The sequence below is a fragment of the Pseudomonas sp. UBA3153 genome, from assembly GCF_002364635.1.
Classification (GTDB): domain Bacteria; phylum Pseudomonadota; class Gammaproteobacteria; order Pseudomonadales; family Pseudomonadaceae; genus Pseudomonas_O; species Pseudomonas_O kuykendallii.
Map to the genome: position 1 here is coordinate 78,503 of NZ_DEYR01000064.1, position 16,486 is coordinate 94,988.

Annotated in this window: 16 protein-coding genes; 7 read left to right on the plus strand and 9 right to left on the minus strand. The window is 65.9% G+C overall.

Annotated features, from left to right (window positions below; genetic code table 11):
• Positions 1–8: 8 nt before the first annotated feature.
• Together B2X67_RS15310 and B2X67_RS15315 are read right to left on the minus strand one after the other, a co-directional pair.
• Positions 9–245, minus strand: a complete 237-nt coding sequence (locus B2X67_RS15310; RefSeq protein WP_376747767.1) for a DUF1127 domain-containing protein — start codon at positions 243–245, stop codon at positions 9–11.
• Between the two features lie 35 nt (positions 246–280).
• Positions 281–892: a glutathione S-transferase gene (locus B2X67_RS15315; RefSeq protein WP_273228730.1), complete on the minus strand. Its 612-nt coding sequence runs from the start codon at positions 890–892 to the stop codon at positions 281–283.
• 138 nt (positions 893–1,030) lie between these two features.
• On the opposite strand from B2X67_RS15315, the gene B2X67_RS15320 reads away from it, so the two are divergent.
• From B2X67_RS15320 to B2X67_RS15330, 3 genes are all read left to right on the plus strand, one after another.
• On the plus strand, positions 1,031–1,924 hold the full coding sequence (locus tag B2X67_RS15320) for a LysR substrate-binding domain-containing protein (protein WP_286786015.1): 894 nt from the start codon (positions 1,031–1,033) through the stop codon (positions 1,922–1,924).
• Positions 1,925–2,028: 104 nt separating this feature from the next.
• Complete coding sequence (locus B2X67_RS15325; protein WP_286786016.1) at positions 2,029–2,724, plus strand: fumarylacetoacetate hydrolase family protein; 696 nt, start codon at positions 2,029–2,031, stop codon at positions 2,722–2,724.
• A gap of 174 nt (positions 2,725–2,898) precedes the next feature.
• Complete coding sequence (locus B2X67_RS15330; protein WP_414704010.1) at positions 2,899–3,756, plus strand: helix-turn-helix transcriptional regulator; 858 nt, start codon at positions 2,899–2,901, stop codon at positions 3,754–3,756.
• 58 nt (positions 3,757–3,814) lie between these two features.
• On the opposite strand, the gene B2X67_RS15335 is transcribed toward B2X67_RS15330, so the two are convergent.
• The gene (locus B2X67_RS15335; protein WP_286786018.1) at positions 3,815–4,798 is read right to left on the minus strand and encodes a phosphoribosyltransferase family protein; all 984 of its coding nucleotides are present in this window, start codon (positions 4,796–4,798) and stop codon (positions 3,815–3,817) included.
• A 533-nt stretch (positions 4,799–5,331) separates the two neighbouring features.
• Between B2X67_RS15335 and B2X67_RS15340 the strand changes: the two genes are divergently transcribed.
• Entirely contained in the window at positions 5,332–6,546 is a 1,215-nt protein-coding gene (locus tag B2X67_RS15340) for a YeeE/YedE family protein (protein ID WP_286786019.1), read from the plus strand.
• An 11-nt stretch (positions 6,547–6,557) separates the two neighbouring features.
• On the opposite strand, the gene B2X67_RS15345 is transcribed toward B2X67_RS15340, so the two are convergent.
• Positions 6,558–7,619 carry an SDR family oxidoreductase gene (locus B2X67_RS15345; RefSeq protein ID WP_286786020.1) on the minus strand — a complete coding sequence of 354 codons (1,062 nt, stop codon included), beginning with the start codon at positions 7,617–7,619 and terminating at the stop codon, positions 6,558–6,560.
• 82 nt (positions 7,620–7,701) lie between these two features.
• On the opposite strand from B2X67_RS15345, the gene B2X67_RS15350 reads away from it, so the two are divergent.
• Positions 7,702–8,082, plus strand: a complete 381-nt coding sequence (locus B2X67_RS15350) for a winged helix-turn-helix transcriptional regulator (RefSeq protein WP_090229974.1) — start codon at positions 7,702–7,704, stop codon at positions 8,080–8,082.
• 3 nt (positions 8,083–8,085) lie between these two features.
• On the opposite strand, the gene B2X67_RS15355 is transcribed toward B2X67_RS15350, so the two are convergent.
• A complete protein-coding gene (locus B2X67_RS15355; protein ID WP_286786021.1) occupies positions 8,086–8,883 on the minus strand; it encodes a phosphodiesterase in 798 nt (265 codons plus the stop codon).
• Between the two features lie 175 nt (positions 8,884–9,058).
• Here B2X67_RS15355 and B2X67_RS15360 point away from each other — a divergent pair, with 175 nt between their 5' ends.
• A complete protein-coding gene (locus tag B2X67_RS15360) occupies positions 9,059–10,732 on the plus strand; it encodes an NAD-dependent malic enzyme (RefSeq protein ID WP_286786022.1) in 1,674 nt (557 codons plus the stop codon).
• 547 nt (positions 10,733–11,279) lie between these two features.
• Here the strand turns inward: B2X67_RS15360 and B2X67_RS15365 are convergent.
• The 3 genes from B2X67_RS15365 to B2X67_RS15375 form a co-directional block, all read right to left on the minus strand.
• Complete coding sequence (locus tag B2X67_RS15365; RefSeq protein ID WP_286786023.1) at positions 11,280–12,044, minus strand: 2-keto-4-pentenoate hydratase; 765 nt, start codon at positions 12,042–12,044, stop codon at positions 11,280–11,282.
• Positions 12,045–12,121: 77 nt separating this feature from the next.
• On the minus strand, positions 12,122–13,408 hold the full coding sequence (locus B2X67_RS15370) for an MFS transporter (protein ID WP_273228740.1): 1,287 nt from the start codon (positions 13,406–13,408) through the stop codon (positions 12,122–12,124).
• Between the two features lie 151 nt (positions 13,409–13,559).
• Entirely contained in the window at positions 13,560–14,681 is a 1,122-nt protein-coding gene (locus B2X67_RS15375) for a pyridoxal-phosphate-dependent aminotransferase family protein (protein WP_286786024.1), read from the minus strand.
• Positions 14,682–14,917: 236 nt separating this feature from the next.
• Here B2X67_RS15375 and B2X67_RS15380 point away from each other — a divergent pair, with 236 nt between their 5' ends.
• Positions 14,918–15,613, plus strand: coding sequence for a GntR family transcriptional regulator (locus B2X67_RS15380; RefSeq protein ID WP_273228742.1), 696 nt, complete (start codon positions 14,918–14,920; stop codon positions 15,611–15,613).
• Here B2X67_RS15380 and B2X67_RS15385 read toward each other — a convergent pair.
• Positions 15,610–16,380 (minus strand): sulfite exporter TauE/SafE family protein, encoded by a 771-nt coding sequence (locus B2X67_RS15385; protein ID WP_286786025.1) that lies wholly within the window; start codon positions 16,378–16,380, stop codon positions 15,610–15,612. The genes B2X67_RS15380 and B2X67_RS15385 overlap by 4 nt on opposite strands.
• Between the last annotated feature and the right edge of the window lie 106 nt (positions 16,381–16,486).

Consider the following 16,486-nt stretch of genomic DNA (forward strand, 5'->3'; position numbering starts at 1 on the left):
CGCAGCCCTCAGCTACGCGGCTGGTCGTCCCAGAACGGGCGGTTGAATTCCTGCTCGACGTCCACCCGGGTCAGGCCGATGTCCTTGAGTGTCGCGTCGCTGAGGCTCGCCAGGTGACGGCGCTGCGCCGCCAGACGGTGCCAGCGCGCCAGCAGGGCAAGCAGCCGGCGCCAGTACGGGAGGCGCGATGCCGGGGATAGCTGCCCACGCATCACCAGCGCATAGCCCTTCTGTTGTTTTTTCATCGCAACCTCGTTCCGCAGGCGGGGTTTCGGACGGCCTAACGCGCCGGTGTTTCGAGGAATATCGCCAGGCGCTCGGCTTCGCTGGCGAAGGCGTCGAGCGCGGGATACGCGCGGGCATCGACCACATCGCCGAGCATCATGCGAGTGAAGCTCCAGACGACGGCGACGGTAATGCCGTCCTGGCCGATCGTCTCGCCGCCCTGCAAGGGCCGCCGTACCAGTTCAGCCTCCAGCTCCGCGTAGGCTGCGAGCAGCTGGCCGTTGACCCGTTCCAGCCAGGGCGCGTGCTGTTTCTCCACCGGGCGCAGGTTCTGCTCGTAGACGATCTGCACGGTCTTCTCCGCCGCGGCGAGCGCCAGGCCGATCACCCTCAACGCGCGCAACCGGTCTGGGAGTGCGGAAGGCATTAGGCTGCGCCCCGTCTCGGCGAGGGCCTCCAGGTAGTCGAGGATCAGCGTGGAATCCATCAGCGATTCGCCGCCGTCGCAGACCAGCGTCGGCGCCTTCACCACCGGGTTGATCTGACGAAAGCGCTCGAAGGTGCTGAACACCGAGAGCGGCTCATGCTCGAAGGCAATACCCAGCCGCCGGAGGGAAATGGCGACCCGGCGGACGTAGGGCGAATCCAGCATACCTATTAGTTTCATTAACGAATTCCTTTGGGTGTCGATAGCGCAAAGCTGTTTCCCTGGGCGCCATATGGCGGCTCGATGGCGATTAAATTAGCGCTTAATCGGCCGGGCGAAAATCGATAGAAATTAAGCAATTCTGTTAGATTTGCTTACATGACCACACTTCCCCCGCTCTCCGCACTGCGCAGTTTCGAAACCGTCGTCCGCCTCGGCAGCATCACCCTGGCGGCCGGCGAACTTCACGTCACCCATTCGGCGATCAGCCAGCAGATCAAGCTGCTCGAACAGTTGCTCGGCCTGCCGCTGTTCGTCCGCGAGGGCCGCGGCCTGACGCTGACCGAAGACGGCCGGCTGTATGCGCTGCAGATTCGCCATGCGCTGGCGAACATCGCCGAGGCGACACGGCTGGTGCAGGACCGCCCTGGCCGCGACGACCTGGTGATCGCGGTGGTGCCCTCCTTCGGGCTGAGCTGGCTGCTGCCGCGCCTGCCGGGTTTCCAGGCGCGATACCCGCGTTACCGGGTGCGCCTGCAAGCCAGCCTGGGCCTGCAGAACATCCGCCAGGAGGCCATCGACGTGGCGATCCGCATGGGCCAGGGCAACTGGGAGGGGGCGACGCAGAAGAAGCTGTTCGACGACGAACTGATCCTGGTCGCCTCGCCACGGCTCAACGGCGGCGAGTTGCCGGATTCCCCCGAAGCGGCCATGCGCCTGCCCCTGATCCGCACCGGCGAGCCCTGGCTGCGCTGGTGCCAGGCGGCCGGCGTGGAGGAACCGTCCGACAGCGCAGGCCTGTGCATCAACGATTCCAACCTGGTGCTGGAAGCGGTGCGGCTGCAGCAGGGCATCGCCCTGGAACGCCGCAGCCTGGTCCACGCCGCCTTGCAACGCGGCGAACTGGTGCAACTGACCTCGATCGCGGTGCCCTATGCGCATCCGTACTGGCTGGTCTGGCCGCCGCGCGAAAGCAGCCGGCGCAAGCAGGAGGAATTCGCCGGCTGGCTGGAGGAGGAAGTCGCGCTCTATCTGGCACAGTTAAGCCGCTAGGACGCGATCTGCGTTGCTCCGTCCAAGACCCGCGTAGTTCTCTCCAACCCGGCGCCGGGCGGGTTGCGCACACTTCTGGCAGGCAAACCGACAGGAGACCTGCCATGAGTGACTACGTGATCGCACCCAACACCCTGCCCTCGGTGGCCGTCGCCGGCCAGTCCGCGCGCTTCCCGATTCGCCGGGTGTTCTGCGTCGGGCGCAACTACTCCGAGCACGCCCGCGAGATGGGCCACGACCCGGACCGCGAACCGCCGTTCTTTTTCATGAAACCGGCCGACGCGGTCGTCCCGGCCGAGGGCACCCTCGCCTATCCGCCGCTCACCGCCGACCTGCACCACGAGGTGGAACTGGTGGTGGCGATCGGCAAGGGCGGCGTCGATATCGACCCCGCGCAGGCGCTGGATCACGTCTGGGGATACGCCGTGGGCCTTGACCTGACGCGCCGCGACCTGCAGGCGCAGGCCAAGAAGATGGGCCGCCCGTGGGAATGGGCCAAGGCCTTCGACGGCTCCGCGCCCTGCAGCGCGCTGGTGCCGGCGAGCGTGGCTGGGCATCCGCAGCGCGGCGCGATCTGGCTCAAGGTAAACGGCGAGGAGCGTCAGCGCGGCGACCTGGCCGAGCAGATCTGGCCGGTCAGCGACGTCATCGCCCATCTCTCGCGATCGGTGCAGCTCATGGCCGGCGACCTGATCTTCACCGGCACCCCGGCGGGCGTCGGCGCCTTGCAGCCGGGCGACCGCCTCGAAGGCGGCATCGAGGGCATCGCCGAATTCAGCCTGGGCATCGCCGCGCGCTGATTCCGGCGCGCAGCGGCGAACCCGAGAACTCTCCGGGACCAAGGCGCTCCCACAAGCAGGTAGGATGGCGCAGCGCACCTGCGCTCGCCCTCCCCGATCACCCTGCGGCCTTCACCGCCCGAGATTCCGGTTACGCCGAACATGCCCGATCCGTCCCGCGTGCCCACGTACGGCATGCACCAACGCAGCGACCGCGCGGACTTCTACATCCGCGACAAGCAGGCGCGCCCGGCGCTGACCGCGCCGCACCGGCACGAGTACTTCCAGATCCAGATCAACCTGGGCGGCGACACGCTGCAGCATATCGGCGGCGCGATCCGCCCGTTCCCGCGCAACACCCTGGCGTTCATCCTGCCGCATCGCCTGCACGTGATCCCGCACCCCGAAGACGGCAACTTCGTGCTGATCAACTTCGCCCAGGAGTTCCTCCTGCCGCAGGTGCGCTGCGACGCGCTGGACCTGGAGGACATTCCGCTCAGCGAGGCGCAGGAACTGGCGCCGTTCCGCTTCCAGGAGCACCTGGATTTCATCCTCGACGACGACGAATTCGGCCCGGTCGCCGAACTGCTGGAGCGGATGCGCGCGGTGGACAGCGCGCGCCACTTCGGCTCGGAGCTGATCCTCAAGGGCTACCTGCTGCAGTTGATCGGCCTGGTCTGCGCGCGCTACCAGGACGAGTTGCTGGCGCTGTCGGCGAACAAGGCCGAGAAGCGCGGCCGGCGGGATGCCATGGGCCGGGTGTCCAGGTACATCCGCGAACACCTGCTCGACCCACGGATGAACCTCAAGGACGCCGCGGCGGCGGCGTTTCTGTCGCCCAACTACCTCACCCACCTGCTGCGCAAGGAAACCGGCAGCAGCTTCTCCAAACTGGTGCTGGAGCGGCGCATGCGGCTGGCGCGCACCCACCTGATCAACGGCAACAAGCCCCTCGCCCACGTCGCCCTCGCCTGCGGCTTCACCGACGAAGCCTACTTTTCGCGCTGCTTTCGCAAGCGCCACGGCATGCCGCCAGGGCAGTTCCGCCGCTAGCAGCAACGGGGCGCGAAACCCTGATCCAAAAACGGCGCCCTGCGGCGCCGTTCTTCTGTCAGACGTTCTCCATCGGAGGCTTGGGGTAGACCAGTGCACGCAGCTTCTTCAGGCGATCCTTGATCCGGTGCTTCAGCCCGACGCCCTTGCGCAGCGCGTTGAGCTTGATCTGCTGCAGCAGGTTGCCGGCCACGTACATCTGGTTGGTGGCGATGCAGAACACCGGTTTGCCGGTGATGCGCATGATCTCCTGCGCCTGGAATTCCTCGCTCTCGATGAACAGCCGCGAACTGAGGTTCTTGCCGTAGACCTCGGCCTTGAACTTGTGGTGGATGTTCAGGCGCCGCCGCTCCTCGGCCGAAGGCAAGTCGACCATGTACAGGGTTTCGTACTGAACCCCGTGGCGGGCCAGCCACGCTTCGGTTTCGCCACGGTATTTCTCCAACCGGCTGGTGACCAGCGCAGCCACCTTGGTGGACGGAATGAACAGCGGTTTGGCGGTGTTGAGGAACTCGATATAACGCGGGCCGTCGTCGTTCTGCTCGGCAGTGGGGTCTTCGCACAGGACGCCGTCGATATCCAGACACGCGGACATCAATAACGGGTGATGCATGATGTTCCACTCGAACAGTCGTGGCTGCGGGACAACTTCGAAGTGAACGTTGATCTGCGCGGTATTATCGCTCTGGGCGAATACCGCCAGACTCACCACGTCGCCGGAATAAGCCGCCCTGACCTGTTCCAGCGCGGCCTGCATGGACTTCCCCGTAGAGATGCTGTCGTCCACCAGAAGAATCTTCTTCGCCTCCTGTGGTTTGCTCCGGGACGCGAACTTGTAGGTCCGGGTACTGCCCTTCTTCAGGTCGTCGTTGCGCAGGAACGAGTAGAGATCGGTCAGCGGCAGATTGAGTTTCAGGGAGATGATGCTGGCGGCCAGCATGCCACTTCGCGGAATGCCCACGACGAGGTCTACATCAGGCGGAATGCGGGTTGCAAAGCGCGTGGCCAGGTAGGACACGTCATTGATGCTTCTGTAGTTCATGCACGAAACTCCTGGGCGCAGAATCCTTCTTGACGACAAACGGACGCGCCTTGCGGGGCGGCCGCGAAGCGTTGTTCGGTAATCGGAGGGGGTAACCTCGGCGACTTCCCTGTTTGTCGGGAACGACTACGTCGTAGTGGTCATATACGCATCGGACTGCACTTCGCGGACTCCCGATCAAATCGGAGAAGTCCGCGAATGCATGCTTTTGTCATTCGGGAATATATATGAACGAGTTGCCGAGAAACCCCGCTGATCATAACTCGTAACACTCGCCGGTCTTCAGCCCCACGCGAAGGAAGTTATCCGCCCTGTATTGCCTGGTCATATCTGGCCAATGACGTACATGCGGACACGCCGATCTGTGAAGTGTCGGGAATCTTTGTCAGGAAAGTTGAACGCCAATCCCGGGAAGTTCGGCAACAACGCGGACGATCCGTCCGACGAAAGCCAGCGCGTCTGGCGGCTCAGGCTTGGGCGGCGGCCGGTCGAGGTTTAAAATGACGGTCCTCCTTGCAGTGCGGTTCTTCCCAATGAGCTTATCGATTTCCACGGCGGCCCCGGCACCGCGCCCAGGTACGCCAATAGTCGCCATGGCCTTGCTGCTGCTCGGCGCAGCCGCCCTAAGCCTGGGCGTCAGCGGCCGCCAGGCGTTGCTGTTCATCGTCGGCGCGGCGCTGGGCCTGGTGCTCTATCACGCCGCGTTCGGTTTCACCTCGGCCTGGCGGGTGTTCCTCAACGATCGCCGCGGCGCTGGCCTGCGCGCGCAGATGGTGATGCTCGCGGTGGCGGTGCTGCTGTTCTTCCCGGCGCTGAGCGCGGGCATGCTGTTCGGCATGCCGGTTAAGGGCCTGGTCGCGCCGGCGGGCACCTCGGTGGTGATCGGCGCCTTCATCTTCGGTGTCGGCATGCAGCTGGGCGGCGGCTGCGCCTCCGGCACGCTGTTCACCGTCGGCGGCGGCAATGCCCGAATGCTGGTCACCCTGCTGTTCTTCATCGTCGGCGGTGTGCTGGCCACCCACCATCTGCAGTGGTGGTCGGCGCTGCCCAGCCTGCCGCCCACGTCGATCATCACCACCATGGGCATGCTGCCGGCGCTGATCTTCAGCCTCGCGCTGTTCGCCGCCATCGCCGCCCTGAGCGCGCGCCTTGAACTGCGTCGCCACGGCCAGCTGGAACGCGCGGCACCCAGCGAACATCAGGGCCTGCAGCGCTTTTTCCGGGGCCCCTGGCCGCTGGTCTGGGGCGCCGTGCTGCTGGCGCTGCTCAACTACGCGACCCTGGCGCTGGCCGGACGCCCGTGGGGCATCACCTCGGCCTTCGCCCTGTGGGGCGCCAAGGTGCTGCAAGGAATGGGGGTAGCGGTGTCCAGCTGGCCATTCTGGCAGCAGCCGGCGAACGCCGGCGCGCTGGCCGCACCGGTCTGGCAGGACATCACCACGGTGATGGACATCGGCATCATGCTCGGTGCACTGCTGGCGGCCGGCCTGGCCGGGCGCTTCGCACCGAACCTGCGGATTCCGCTGCGCTCCCTGGTGGCCGCGGTGATCGGCGGGCTGATGCTCGGCTACGGTTCGCGCCTGGCCTATGGCTGCAACATCGGCGCCTACTTCAGCGGCATCGCCTCCGGCAGCCTGCACGGCTGGCTATGGCTGGTGGCGGCGTTCGTCGGCAACGGCGTCGGCGTACGCCTGCGACCGCTGTTCTTCCCCGGTGAACGCCGCGAAGTCCAACTGACCGGCTGCTGAACCTCGGCGGCTCAGGGAATGAGCCGCTGCTTGCGCAGGCGGGCGAACACGTCGAAGAAGGCGTCGTCGCTGGCCTGGTAGTCGAGAAAGCCCAGCTTGCGGCTCTTCGACATGTCGGTCACCACCTCGATCGGCCGGCCCAGGTCGGCGTCGGTGTGCCAGGGCGAGATCAGCCTGTTCAGGTCCGCTTCGGCCAGATCGAACTTCGCCACCATCTCGGCCCAGACCTTGCCCTCATCCGCCATCTGCCGCTCCAGCGGCTGCAGGCTGCCGTCGAACGGCGCCGCCTCGAGGCCGAACCACTCGGCGATGCGTCGCCACATCCAGCTCCAGCGGAACACGTCGCCGTTGACCACGTTGAACGCCTGGTTGGCCGCTGCCGGCGTGGTCGAGGCCCACAGCAGCTGGCGCGCCAGTTGACGGGCATCGGTCATGTCGGTGAGGGAATTCCACTGCACCTCGGAGCCCGGGAAGCGGAACGGACGACCGCTGAAGCGGCAGATCGAGGCGTACACCGCCAGCGTGGTCGCCATATTCATCGCATTGCCCACCGCCACGCCGGTGATGGTATGCGGGCGGTGCACGCTCCAGCGGTAGCCATGGCGCTCGGCGCCGGCGAACACTTCGTCCTCCTGCGCGTAATAGAAGTTCTCGACGTCGAGGCGGCCCTGTTCCTCGCGGAACGGCGTTTGCGGCAAGGCGCCCTTGCCATAGGCCTCGAACGGGCCGAGGTAGTGCTTGAGCCCGGTGACCAGCGCCACGTGTTCGAGGCTGCCGCGCGGTCCCAGGGCGTCCAGCAGGTTGCGCACCATGGCGGCGTTGACGCGGATGTTCTCCGCCTCGCTGGACTGGCGCGACCAGGTGCTGATGAACAGGTGCGAGGGCGCCAGCGTGGCCAGGGCGGCGTTGAGCGAGGCGGCGTCCAGCAGGTCCGCGCCGATCGGCGTGACGCCGGGCCGGGCGACCGGTTTGCGCGCCAGGCCGGCAACCTGCCAGCCCCGCCCGAGCAGTTCTTCCACGGTCGCGCTACCGACGATCCCGCTCGCCCCGACAACCAATGCAACCTTCGACATAATCGACTCCACGGATAAACGTTCCCGACACCATAAAGACCCCTGGACCGCTGTCCAAGTCGGCACCAAAAGGTAACCACCGATGAAACCCGGGACTCCCGAAGAGCAATGGCGCGAGGATTGCGCGCCGCGCCGCGTGCTGGAACTGTTCGCCACCAAGTGGACCAGCATGATCCTGCACACCCTCCACGCCCGGCATGGCGGGCGTGCGCGTACCGGTGCGCTGCACCGCAGCCTGTCCGGCATTTCGATGAAGATGCTCAGCCAGACCCTGCGCGAGCTGGCCGCCAGCGGCCTGGTCACCCGGCATGTGGAGGACAGCGTGCCGCCGGCGGTGGAGTATGCGCTGTCGCCGCTCGGCGAGCTGATGGTGCAGCCGATCGAGATGGTCTACGACTGGGCTCGGGCGAACGCCGCGGCGCTGGACGATCTCGAGCCGCGCGCCACCTCGAAGCGACGCTGAGGCTCAGGCGAACGGCAGCGGGCCGGTGAACGAGCCGATCGGCAGCCAGTGGGTGATCAGCCCGGTTTCGGCCCGCCAGTGGTGCAGCAACATCGCCGGTGGCTCGATGTAGGACGCTTCCTCGGCGTCCGGGTCCAGGCGCAGGGCGATGGCCGTGGTGGTGCTCGGCGCGGTGCACAGCAGCGTGCCGCCGAAGCGCAACTGCATCGAGCGATGGATATGTCCGCAGACGATCCGCTCGACCGCCGGGTAGCGCGACACCAGCTGCGCCAGCCGATGGCCGTTGCGGCATTTGTACAGATCGATGTAGGGGATGCCGCTGTCGAACGGCGGCTGGTGCAGCATGATCAGCGTCGGCCGCTGCGGCTCGCGCGCCAGCGCCTGTTCCAGCCAGGCCACGGCGGCTTCGCTCATGTCGCCGTGGTGCTCGCCGGGCACGGTGACGTCCAGGCCGATGATGCGCAGCGGGCCGTGGTCGACGGCGATGAAATGCAGCGGGCCGCCGGCGGGCAGATAATGGTGGTCGGCGAAGGCCGCGCGAAACGCTTCGCGCTCGTCGTGGTTGCCGGGAATGAGCAGCATCGGCTGGCGAACCCCGGCCAGCAGCGCCCTGGCCATCGCGTACTCGGCGGGAGAACCTTCGTCGACCAGCTCGCCGCTGATGATCAGCAGGTCCGGCTGCGGATGCAGCTGGTTCAGCTGGTCGATGGCGGCGCGGAACATCGCGTTGGAATCCACCCGGCCCTGGTAGAGCGTATCGACGGGACGGATGTGCGGGTCGGACAGTTGGGCGATGAGCATTCTTTCCCCAGGGCTCGTATGATCGATGCCCCGGCGGCAATCACGCAGAGCATTCGGCGGAGTACCGCAGCAAGTAACGCGCCACACAGAAGAGCCCGGGGAAGGACAAGTTCATCTGGCGCTTCTCGGAAAAATCCATATATTGAATGCAAAATACAAAAAGAGAGGTGACGAAATGAATAACCCACCCCATCGCCCAGTCACGGTGCGCTTCAAGGGTCCTTCGCTGCTGAGCACGCCGCTGTTGAACAAGGGCACCGCCTTCTCTGCCGAAGAACGCCGCGAACTGGGCCTGCTCGGCCTCCTGCCGAATCAGATCGAAACCATCGACCAGCAGGCCGCCCGCGCCTACCGTCAGTTCGAGGCCTGCAACACCGATCTCGAACGCCACGTGCTGCTGCGTTCGATCCAGGACTTCAACGAAACCCTGTTCTACCGCCTGGTCGACGAGCACCTCGAGGAGATGCTGCCGGTCATCTACACGCCGACCGTGGGCAAGGCCTGCCAGGAATTCTCGCGCATCTACCGCAGCCACCGCGGCCTGTTCATCTCCTACGACGACCGCGAGCAGATGGATGAAATCATCGGCAACGTCACCAAGGACAACGTCAAGGTGATCGTGGTCAGCGACTGCGAACGCATCCTCGGCCTCGGCGACCAGGGCGTCGGCGGCATGGGCATCCCGATCGGCAAGCTGTCGCTGTACACCGCCTGCGGTGGCGTCAGCCCGGCCTACACGCTGCCGATCGTGCTGGACGTCGGCACCAACAACCCCGAGCGCCTGGAAGACCCGCTGTACTTCGGCATCCGCCGCCAGCGCGTGCGCGGCGAGGAGTACTACGCCTTCGTCGAGCAGTTCGTCGCCGCGGTGAAACGCCGTTGGCCGAACGTGCTGCTGCAGTTCGAGGACTTCGCCCTGGCCACCGCGATGCCGCTGCTGGAGCGCTACCGCGACGAGCTGTGCTGCTTCAACGACGACATCCAGGGCACCGCGGCGGTCACCGTCGGCACCCTGCTGGCCGCCTGCAAGCTCAAGGGCGAGAAGCTCAGCGAGCAGACCGTGGCCTTTGTCGGCGCCGGTTCCGCCGGCTGCGGCATCGCCGAACAGATCATCGCGGCGATGAAGGCCGAGGGGCTCAGCGACGCGCAGGCACGCCAGCGCGTCTACCTGCTCAACAGCAAGGGCCTGCTCACCGACGACCAGGAAGGCCTGTACGACTTCCAGAAGCGCCTGATGCACAGCCGCGACGAAGTGGCCGGCTGGAAGACCAGCGCAACGCTGCCCTCGCTGCTCGACGTGGTCGCCAACGCCAAGCCCAGCGTGCTGATCGGGGTGTCCGGCAAGGGTGGGCTGTTCACCCAGGAAATCATAGAGACCCTGCACAGCCACTGCCCGCGGCCGATCATCATGCCGCTGTCCAACCCGACCTCGCAGATCGAGGCGCGCCCGGAAGACGTGCTGACCTGGACCAAGGGCCAGGCGCTGATCGCCACCGGCAGCCCGTTCAAGCCGGTCACCGTGGACGGCAAGACCTACCCGATCGCCCAGTGCAACAACTCCTACATCTTCCCCGGCATCGGCCTGGGCGTGCTGGCGGTGCAGGCCGAGCGCGTCACCGAAAGCATGCTGATGGCCTCGGCGCTGGCACTGGCCGAATGCTCCGCCAGTGACGAGATGCTGCCGCCGCTGAGCAAGGTGCAGGAAGTCAGCAAGCGCATCGCCTTCGCCGTGGGCAAGGCTGCGCAGGAAGCCGGCGTGGCGCCGGGGCGCAGCGACGACGAGCTGCACGCGGCGATCGAGGCGAACTTCTGGTATCCGCGTTACCGGCAATACCGCGCGCAGGACTGATAGTCCCGACGCGTTGGCGAAACCAGAACCCCCGGCTTGTCCGGGGGTTTTTCGTTAGAGGTCGCAGGCGCCAGTGGCCTGGATCGGTGGGCTGGACACCGGTGGGCTGAAGCCCACCCTACGTGCTGCGATTCCCGGAGTGATGGCGCAAACGAAACCCCCCCGGCATCGCCGCCAGGGGCTCTGGAATTTCGCGCAACACCGTAGGGTGGGCTTCAGCCCACCACGGATACTGGACACCGGTGGGCTGAAGCCCACCCTACGTGCTGCGATTCCCGGGGTGATGGCCGCAAACGAAAAACCCCCGGCATCGCCGCCAGGGGCTCTGGAATTCCGCGCAACACCGTAGGGTGGGCTTAAGCCCACCACGGATACTGGACGGCGGTGGGCTGAAGCCCACCCTACGTGCTGCGATCCCCGGGGTGATCGGCGCGAACGAAAAGCCCCCGGCATCGCTGCCAGGGGCTCTGGAATTCCGCGCAACACCGTAGGGTGGGCTTCAGCCCACCACGACACCGACCCCACCGAACGCGGCTGCCGGAGGAACTCAGACCAACGTCAACTCCACCGCCGGCAAGCCGGCGATGCTGCCTTTCACGGCACCGGCGCCTTCGGCGAAGTACATGCCGATGTAGGAACCGGTGGTGACCACGGTTTCCGGGGTCAGCACGATGCCCTGGGCGGTGCAGTGATTGACCAGCCACGGCAGCAGGCGGCGCGGATCGCCGGCGGTGTTGACCGCGGTCCAGTCCGGCAGGCGGCGCTCGCCGGCGAATTCGAAGGTCAGCGAAGGGGCGGCGAAGGGAAAGTCCTCCCGATAGGGGATGAACTCGCCGACCACCAGCGCGCCGTGGCTCATCAGGTCCGCCAGTTGCCAGAGCGGCTCGACCTTCGGCCAGTCGGCGTAGCGGCTGGTGACCAGCTCGATGGTCGGGCCCATGGAGCCGATGGCCTGCATCACCTCCTCGTCCGAATAACTGCGCCCCGGCTCGAAACGGCGGTTGAAGCGGAACGCTACCTCGAGCTCCAGCGCCAGCGGCTGGAAGTCGTCGCGGCGCAGTTGCACGCCGGTCGGATGCACGCCGTCGGCAGGCAACGGCGCTGCCTGGATCGGCCCGTCGGAGGATTTCGAGCCGACCTTCCAGCCCGCCACTCCTACATCGCGCAAGCCGAGAATCTGCTTGTGCACGGCGTAGGCGGCGGCCGGATTGGCGGGCGCCAGCGCCGGGTCCAGCCCGGTCAGCGGCTGGCGGTCCTGGCGCGCCTGATGAAGCAGGCTGGCGAGGGTTGATGCGGGAGCAGCGGTAGTCACAGCGGATTCCTCGTTTCGTTCGGTCGGCCGCTACCCGAGGGTGGCGGCCGAGGATCAGGGGGTGTGCGACCGTGTCGCTAGTGCTGCACCACGGCGCCCACGGGAGCTTGCGGCTGGTAGGACTGGATGTCGAACTTGCGCTCGGGGTGCATGCGGAACGACAGCAGCACGCCACAGCCCATTAGCACCATGCTTACCACAAACGGCAGTTCCCAGCTGCCGTAGTGGTCGATGAGGAACCCGGAAACCACCGGCGAGAGGATCGCCGCGGCAGCCGAGCCGGTGTTCATCATGCCGCTGGCGGTGCCCGAGCATTCCGGCGCGATGTCCATCGGAATCGCCCACACCGGGCCGATCATCAGCTCGGCGAAGAAGAAGCCGGCGGACAGGCAGGCCATGGCCAGGTACATGTTCTTGGTGAAGGCCACCGGGATCAGCGCGATCAGCGCCAGGGTCATGCAGATGGCGATCATCCAGCTGCGCGAGCGCTTCAGGCAGTTGGTCTTCACCAGCAGGCGGTCGGTGATGATGCCGCCGAGGGTGTCGCCGATGACGCCGGCGAAGAACACCGCCGAGGCGAAGATCGCCGACTTCTTCAGGTCCAGGCTGTAGTTGTGCAGGAAGTACTGGGGAATCCAGGAGAGGAACAGCCAGAGCGTCCAGCCGTAGCAGAAGTAGACGATGGTCACCGGCCACATGCGCTTGAACAGCGGCCCCCAGGGGACGACGATCTTGACCTTCTTGGGTTCGGGCAGGGAGTCGATTTCCTCCTGGGTAATGCGCGGATGGTCCTTGGGGTTCTCGGTGGAGAGGAAGGCCCAGGCCGCGACCCAGATCAGACTGATGATCCCGCAGACGAAGAACGAGGCGCGCCAGCCGTAGATCGACATGATGCCGACGATGGCCGCCGGCGCCACGGCGTTGCCGATGCGCGCCGCCGAGTGGGTGATGCCCTGGGCGAAACCGCGCTTTTCCTTCGGCACCCAGCGCGACATCGCCGAGGTGGCTGCGGGAAAGGTCGCCCCTTCGCCGAGGCCGAGCAGCAGGCGTGCAATGAGCAGGGAAACCAGGCCGCCGGCGAAACCGGTGAGAATGGTCGCCGCGGCCCACATCAGGCCGCAGAAGATCAGCGTGCGGCGCGAGCCGAAGCGGTCGCTGACCCAGCCGCCGATGATCTGGAAGATGAGATAGGGATAGGCGAAGGCAGAGAACACCAGGCCGATTTCGGTGTTCGACAGGTGGAACTCGGGACCGAAGCCGGAGGCTGCGGTGCTCACGTTGACCCGGTCGAGGTAGGTTATGAAATACATCACACAGAGCATGCCCAGCACCAGGCTGGTGGCACGGAAACGAAGCAGTTTCATGTAGCTATCTCCACGTTCTTATTGTTCGTGCCTGGGCGGCACATGAATCGGGATAGTTGGTTCTGGAAAAGCGTGAGTGATGAGGCTCCGTGCGCAGAGGCAAGGGTGCTACGCCCTGCCCCGACGACGGATCGCCGGGGCAGGAATTCGATCAGCGATTGAACGGCACGCGTTGCGAAACCAGATAGTCCATGGCGGCGCTGACACCGCTTCCGGCGAGTTTCATGCCGGCGATCTGCATGCCCATCTCGCACCCGGTGAGGGTCGCCATCAGGGTCAGGTCGTTGCAGTCGCCAAGGTGGCCGATGCGGTACATGCGCCCTTTCATTTTGCCCAGGCCGGTGCCCAGCGACATGTCGAAGCGCTCGTAGATGGTCTTGCGCAACTGGTCGGCATCGATGCCTTCGGGCGTCATCACGCCGGTCAGCACCGGGCTGTAGACCGCGGGGTCGGCGCACTGGATTTCCAGGCCCCAAGCGCGTACGGCGATGCGGCAGGCCTCGGCGAGGCGATTGTGGCGGGCGAAGACGTTGTCCAGGCCTTCGCCGAGGATCATGTCCAGCGCCTCGGACAGGCCATAGAGCAGGTTGGTGCTCGGCGTGTACGGCCAGTAGCCGGTCTTGTTCATCTCGACGATCTCGTCCCAGCCCCAGAACGCGCGCGGCAGCCTGGCGGTCTTGCTCGCTTCGAGGGCTTTCGGCGAGAGGGCGTTGAAGCTGATGCCCGGCGGCAGCATCAGGCCTTTCTGCGAGCCAGAGACGGTGACGTCCACGCCCCACTCGTCATGCCGGTAGTCGGCCGAGGCCAGGCCGGAAATGGTGTCCACCAGCAGCAGCGCCGGGTGGCCCGCTGCGTCCATCGCCTTGCGCACGGACGCGATGTCCGAGGTAACGCCGGTGGAGGTCTCGTTGTGCACCACGCAGACCGCCTTGATGGTGTGGCCGCTGTCCTGGCGCAGGCGCGCTTCGATCTGGTCGGCCTGCACGCCGCGGCGCCAGCCTTCGATACCCGGCAGGCCGATGAACTCGGGATTCAGCCCGAGGTTCTCGGCCATCTTCTTCCACAGCGTGGCGAAGTGCCCGGTCTCGTACATCAGCACCGTGTCGCCGGGGCTCAGGGTATTGACCAGCGCGGCTTCCCAGGCACCGGTGCCGGAAGCGGGATAGATGACGACGGGATGCTGGGTCTTGAAGATCTGCTTGATGCCATCGATCCCCTTCAGACCCAGTTCGGCGAACTCGGGACCGCGGTGGTCGATGGTGGGGTAGCTCATGGCCCGAAGGATGCGATCGGGGACCGGGCTCGGGCCAGGGATCTGCAGAAAATGACGACCAGCGGGATGGTAATCGAGTCGGAGCATGTAAGTGCCTTCTGTCTTTTTGTTTTTTGAATGCAAAATACAATATCAACGTCTGTCGATACGTCAATAGCGGTTTGATAATCTGCGGACATTGAATTCAGGGAACGCGCCTGCCGGCGTGATGGGGATTTTGTATGCCAGATGCGGGAATGAACGTCGAACGACCCGTTGCAGCGATTCCGCTCAAGGTGGAGCGCCAGCAATTGCACGACACCGTGGTCGGGCACCTGCGGCGGTTGATCATCGAAGGCGTGCTGGAGCCGGGCAAGAAGCTCAACGAACGCGAGCTGTGCGAAACACTGGGGATTTCCCGCACGCCCCTGCGCGAGGCGCTGAAGGTGCTCGCCGCCGAAGGGCTGGTGGAAATATCGCCGAACCGCGGGGCGAGCATCGCCAGCATGTCGGAAACCGAAATCCGCGAGGCGTTCGAGTTCATGAGCGGCCTGGAAGCCTTCGCCGGGGAGCTGGCCTGCGAGCGCATCTCCGCTGAGGAGCTGGCCGAGATCAAGTCGCTGCACGCCAGCATGCTCACCTGCAAGGCACAGAACGACCTGCCCGGTTACTACCAGCGCAACCAGGCAATCCATGACCTGATCAACCAGGCCGCGCGCAACGCCACGCTACGGCAGACCTACGTCTCGCTGAACTGGCGCATCCAGGCGCTGCGCTTCCATTCCAACCACCACGTCTACAAGTGGGATCGTGCGGTGCACGACCACGAGGAAATGATCGAGGCGCTGGAGGCGCGTGACGGCAAGCGCCTGAGCAACATCCTGCGCCATCACCTGCTGGAGAAGCGCGACGCCGTGCTGTCGATGCTCCAGGCGAACACGCTCAAGCGCTAGTCCCAGAGCGGACTGACAAGCTGATACAGCCCGAGCAGGATCAGGCTGCCGAAGAAACACGAACGGAACAGCGCCGGCGAGAGCACGCCGCGCAAGCGCTGGCCGAGGTACATGCCGGCAAGCGCCGGAGCGAGCATCGACAGCGAGGCGCCCACCTCGCCGCCCGAATAGCTGCCGTTGAACGCCAGGCCGATAGCCAGCGCCAGCGTGGAAATGCTGAAGGACACGCCCATCGCCTGGATCAACCCGTCGCGCCCCAAGCCCAGCGCCTGCAGATAAGGCACCGCCGGCACCACGAAGACGCCGGTGACGGCGGTTACCAGCCCCGTCAGCAGGCCGACCAGCGGCCCCAGCCAGCCTTCGGATCGCGCCGCCACCGTCGGCGGCGAACCGAACAACCCCCACAGCGCATAGGCGACCAGCACGACACCCAGCGCCACCCCGGTCCAGGCGCCGTGCGGCGCACCCAGGGCCGCGGCGCCCAGCCAGGTGCCCAGGCAGACACCCACCTGCATCGGCGCGATACGGCGCAGCAGCGGGCCCAGCGTGCGCCACGGCCAGACCTGCCAGAGGTTGGTCAGCAGCGACGGCACGATCAGCAGCGCGGCGGCCTGAGCCGGCGTCATCAGCACTGCCAGCAGCGCCATGCAGACCGTCGGCAGCCCGAGCCCGACCACGCCCTTCACCACCCCGGCGAGCAGGAACACCGCGGCGATCGCCAGGAACGACAGTGAGCCGAAGACGGAAAGCGAATCGGAAAAAGGCATGCGGCACTCCTTGGGCGAGGCGCCAGTGTGGCCGCCCTGCCCCGCGGAAAAAATCGGGAAGCCCCGTAGCCAGTCTCAGGCACAGCCTGAACCACGCATGCTAGGC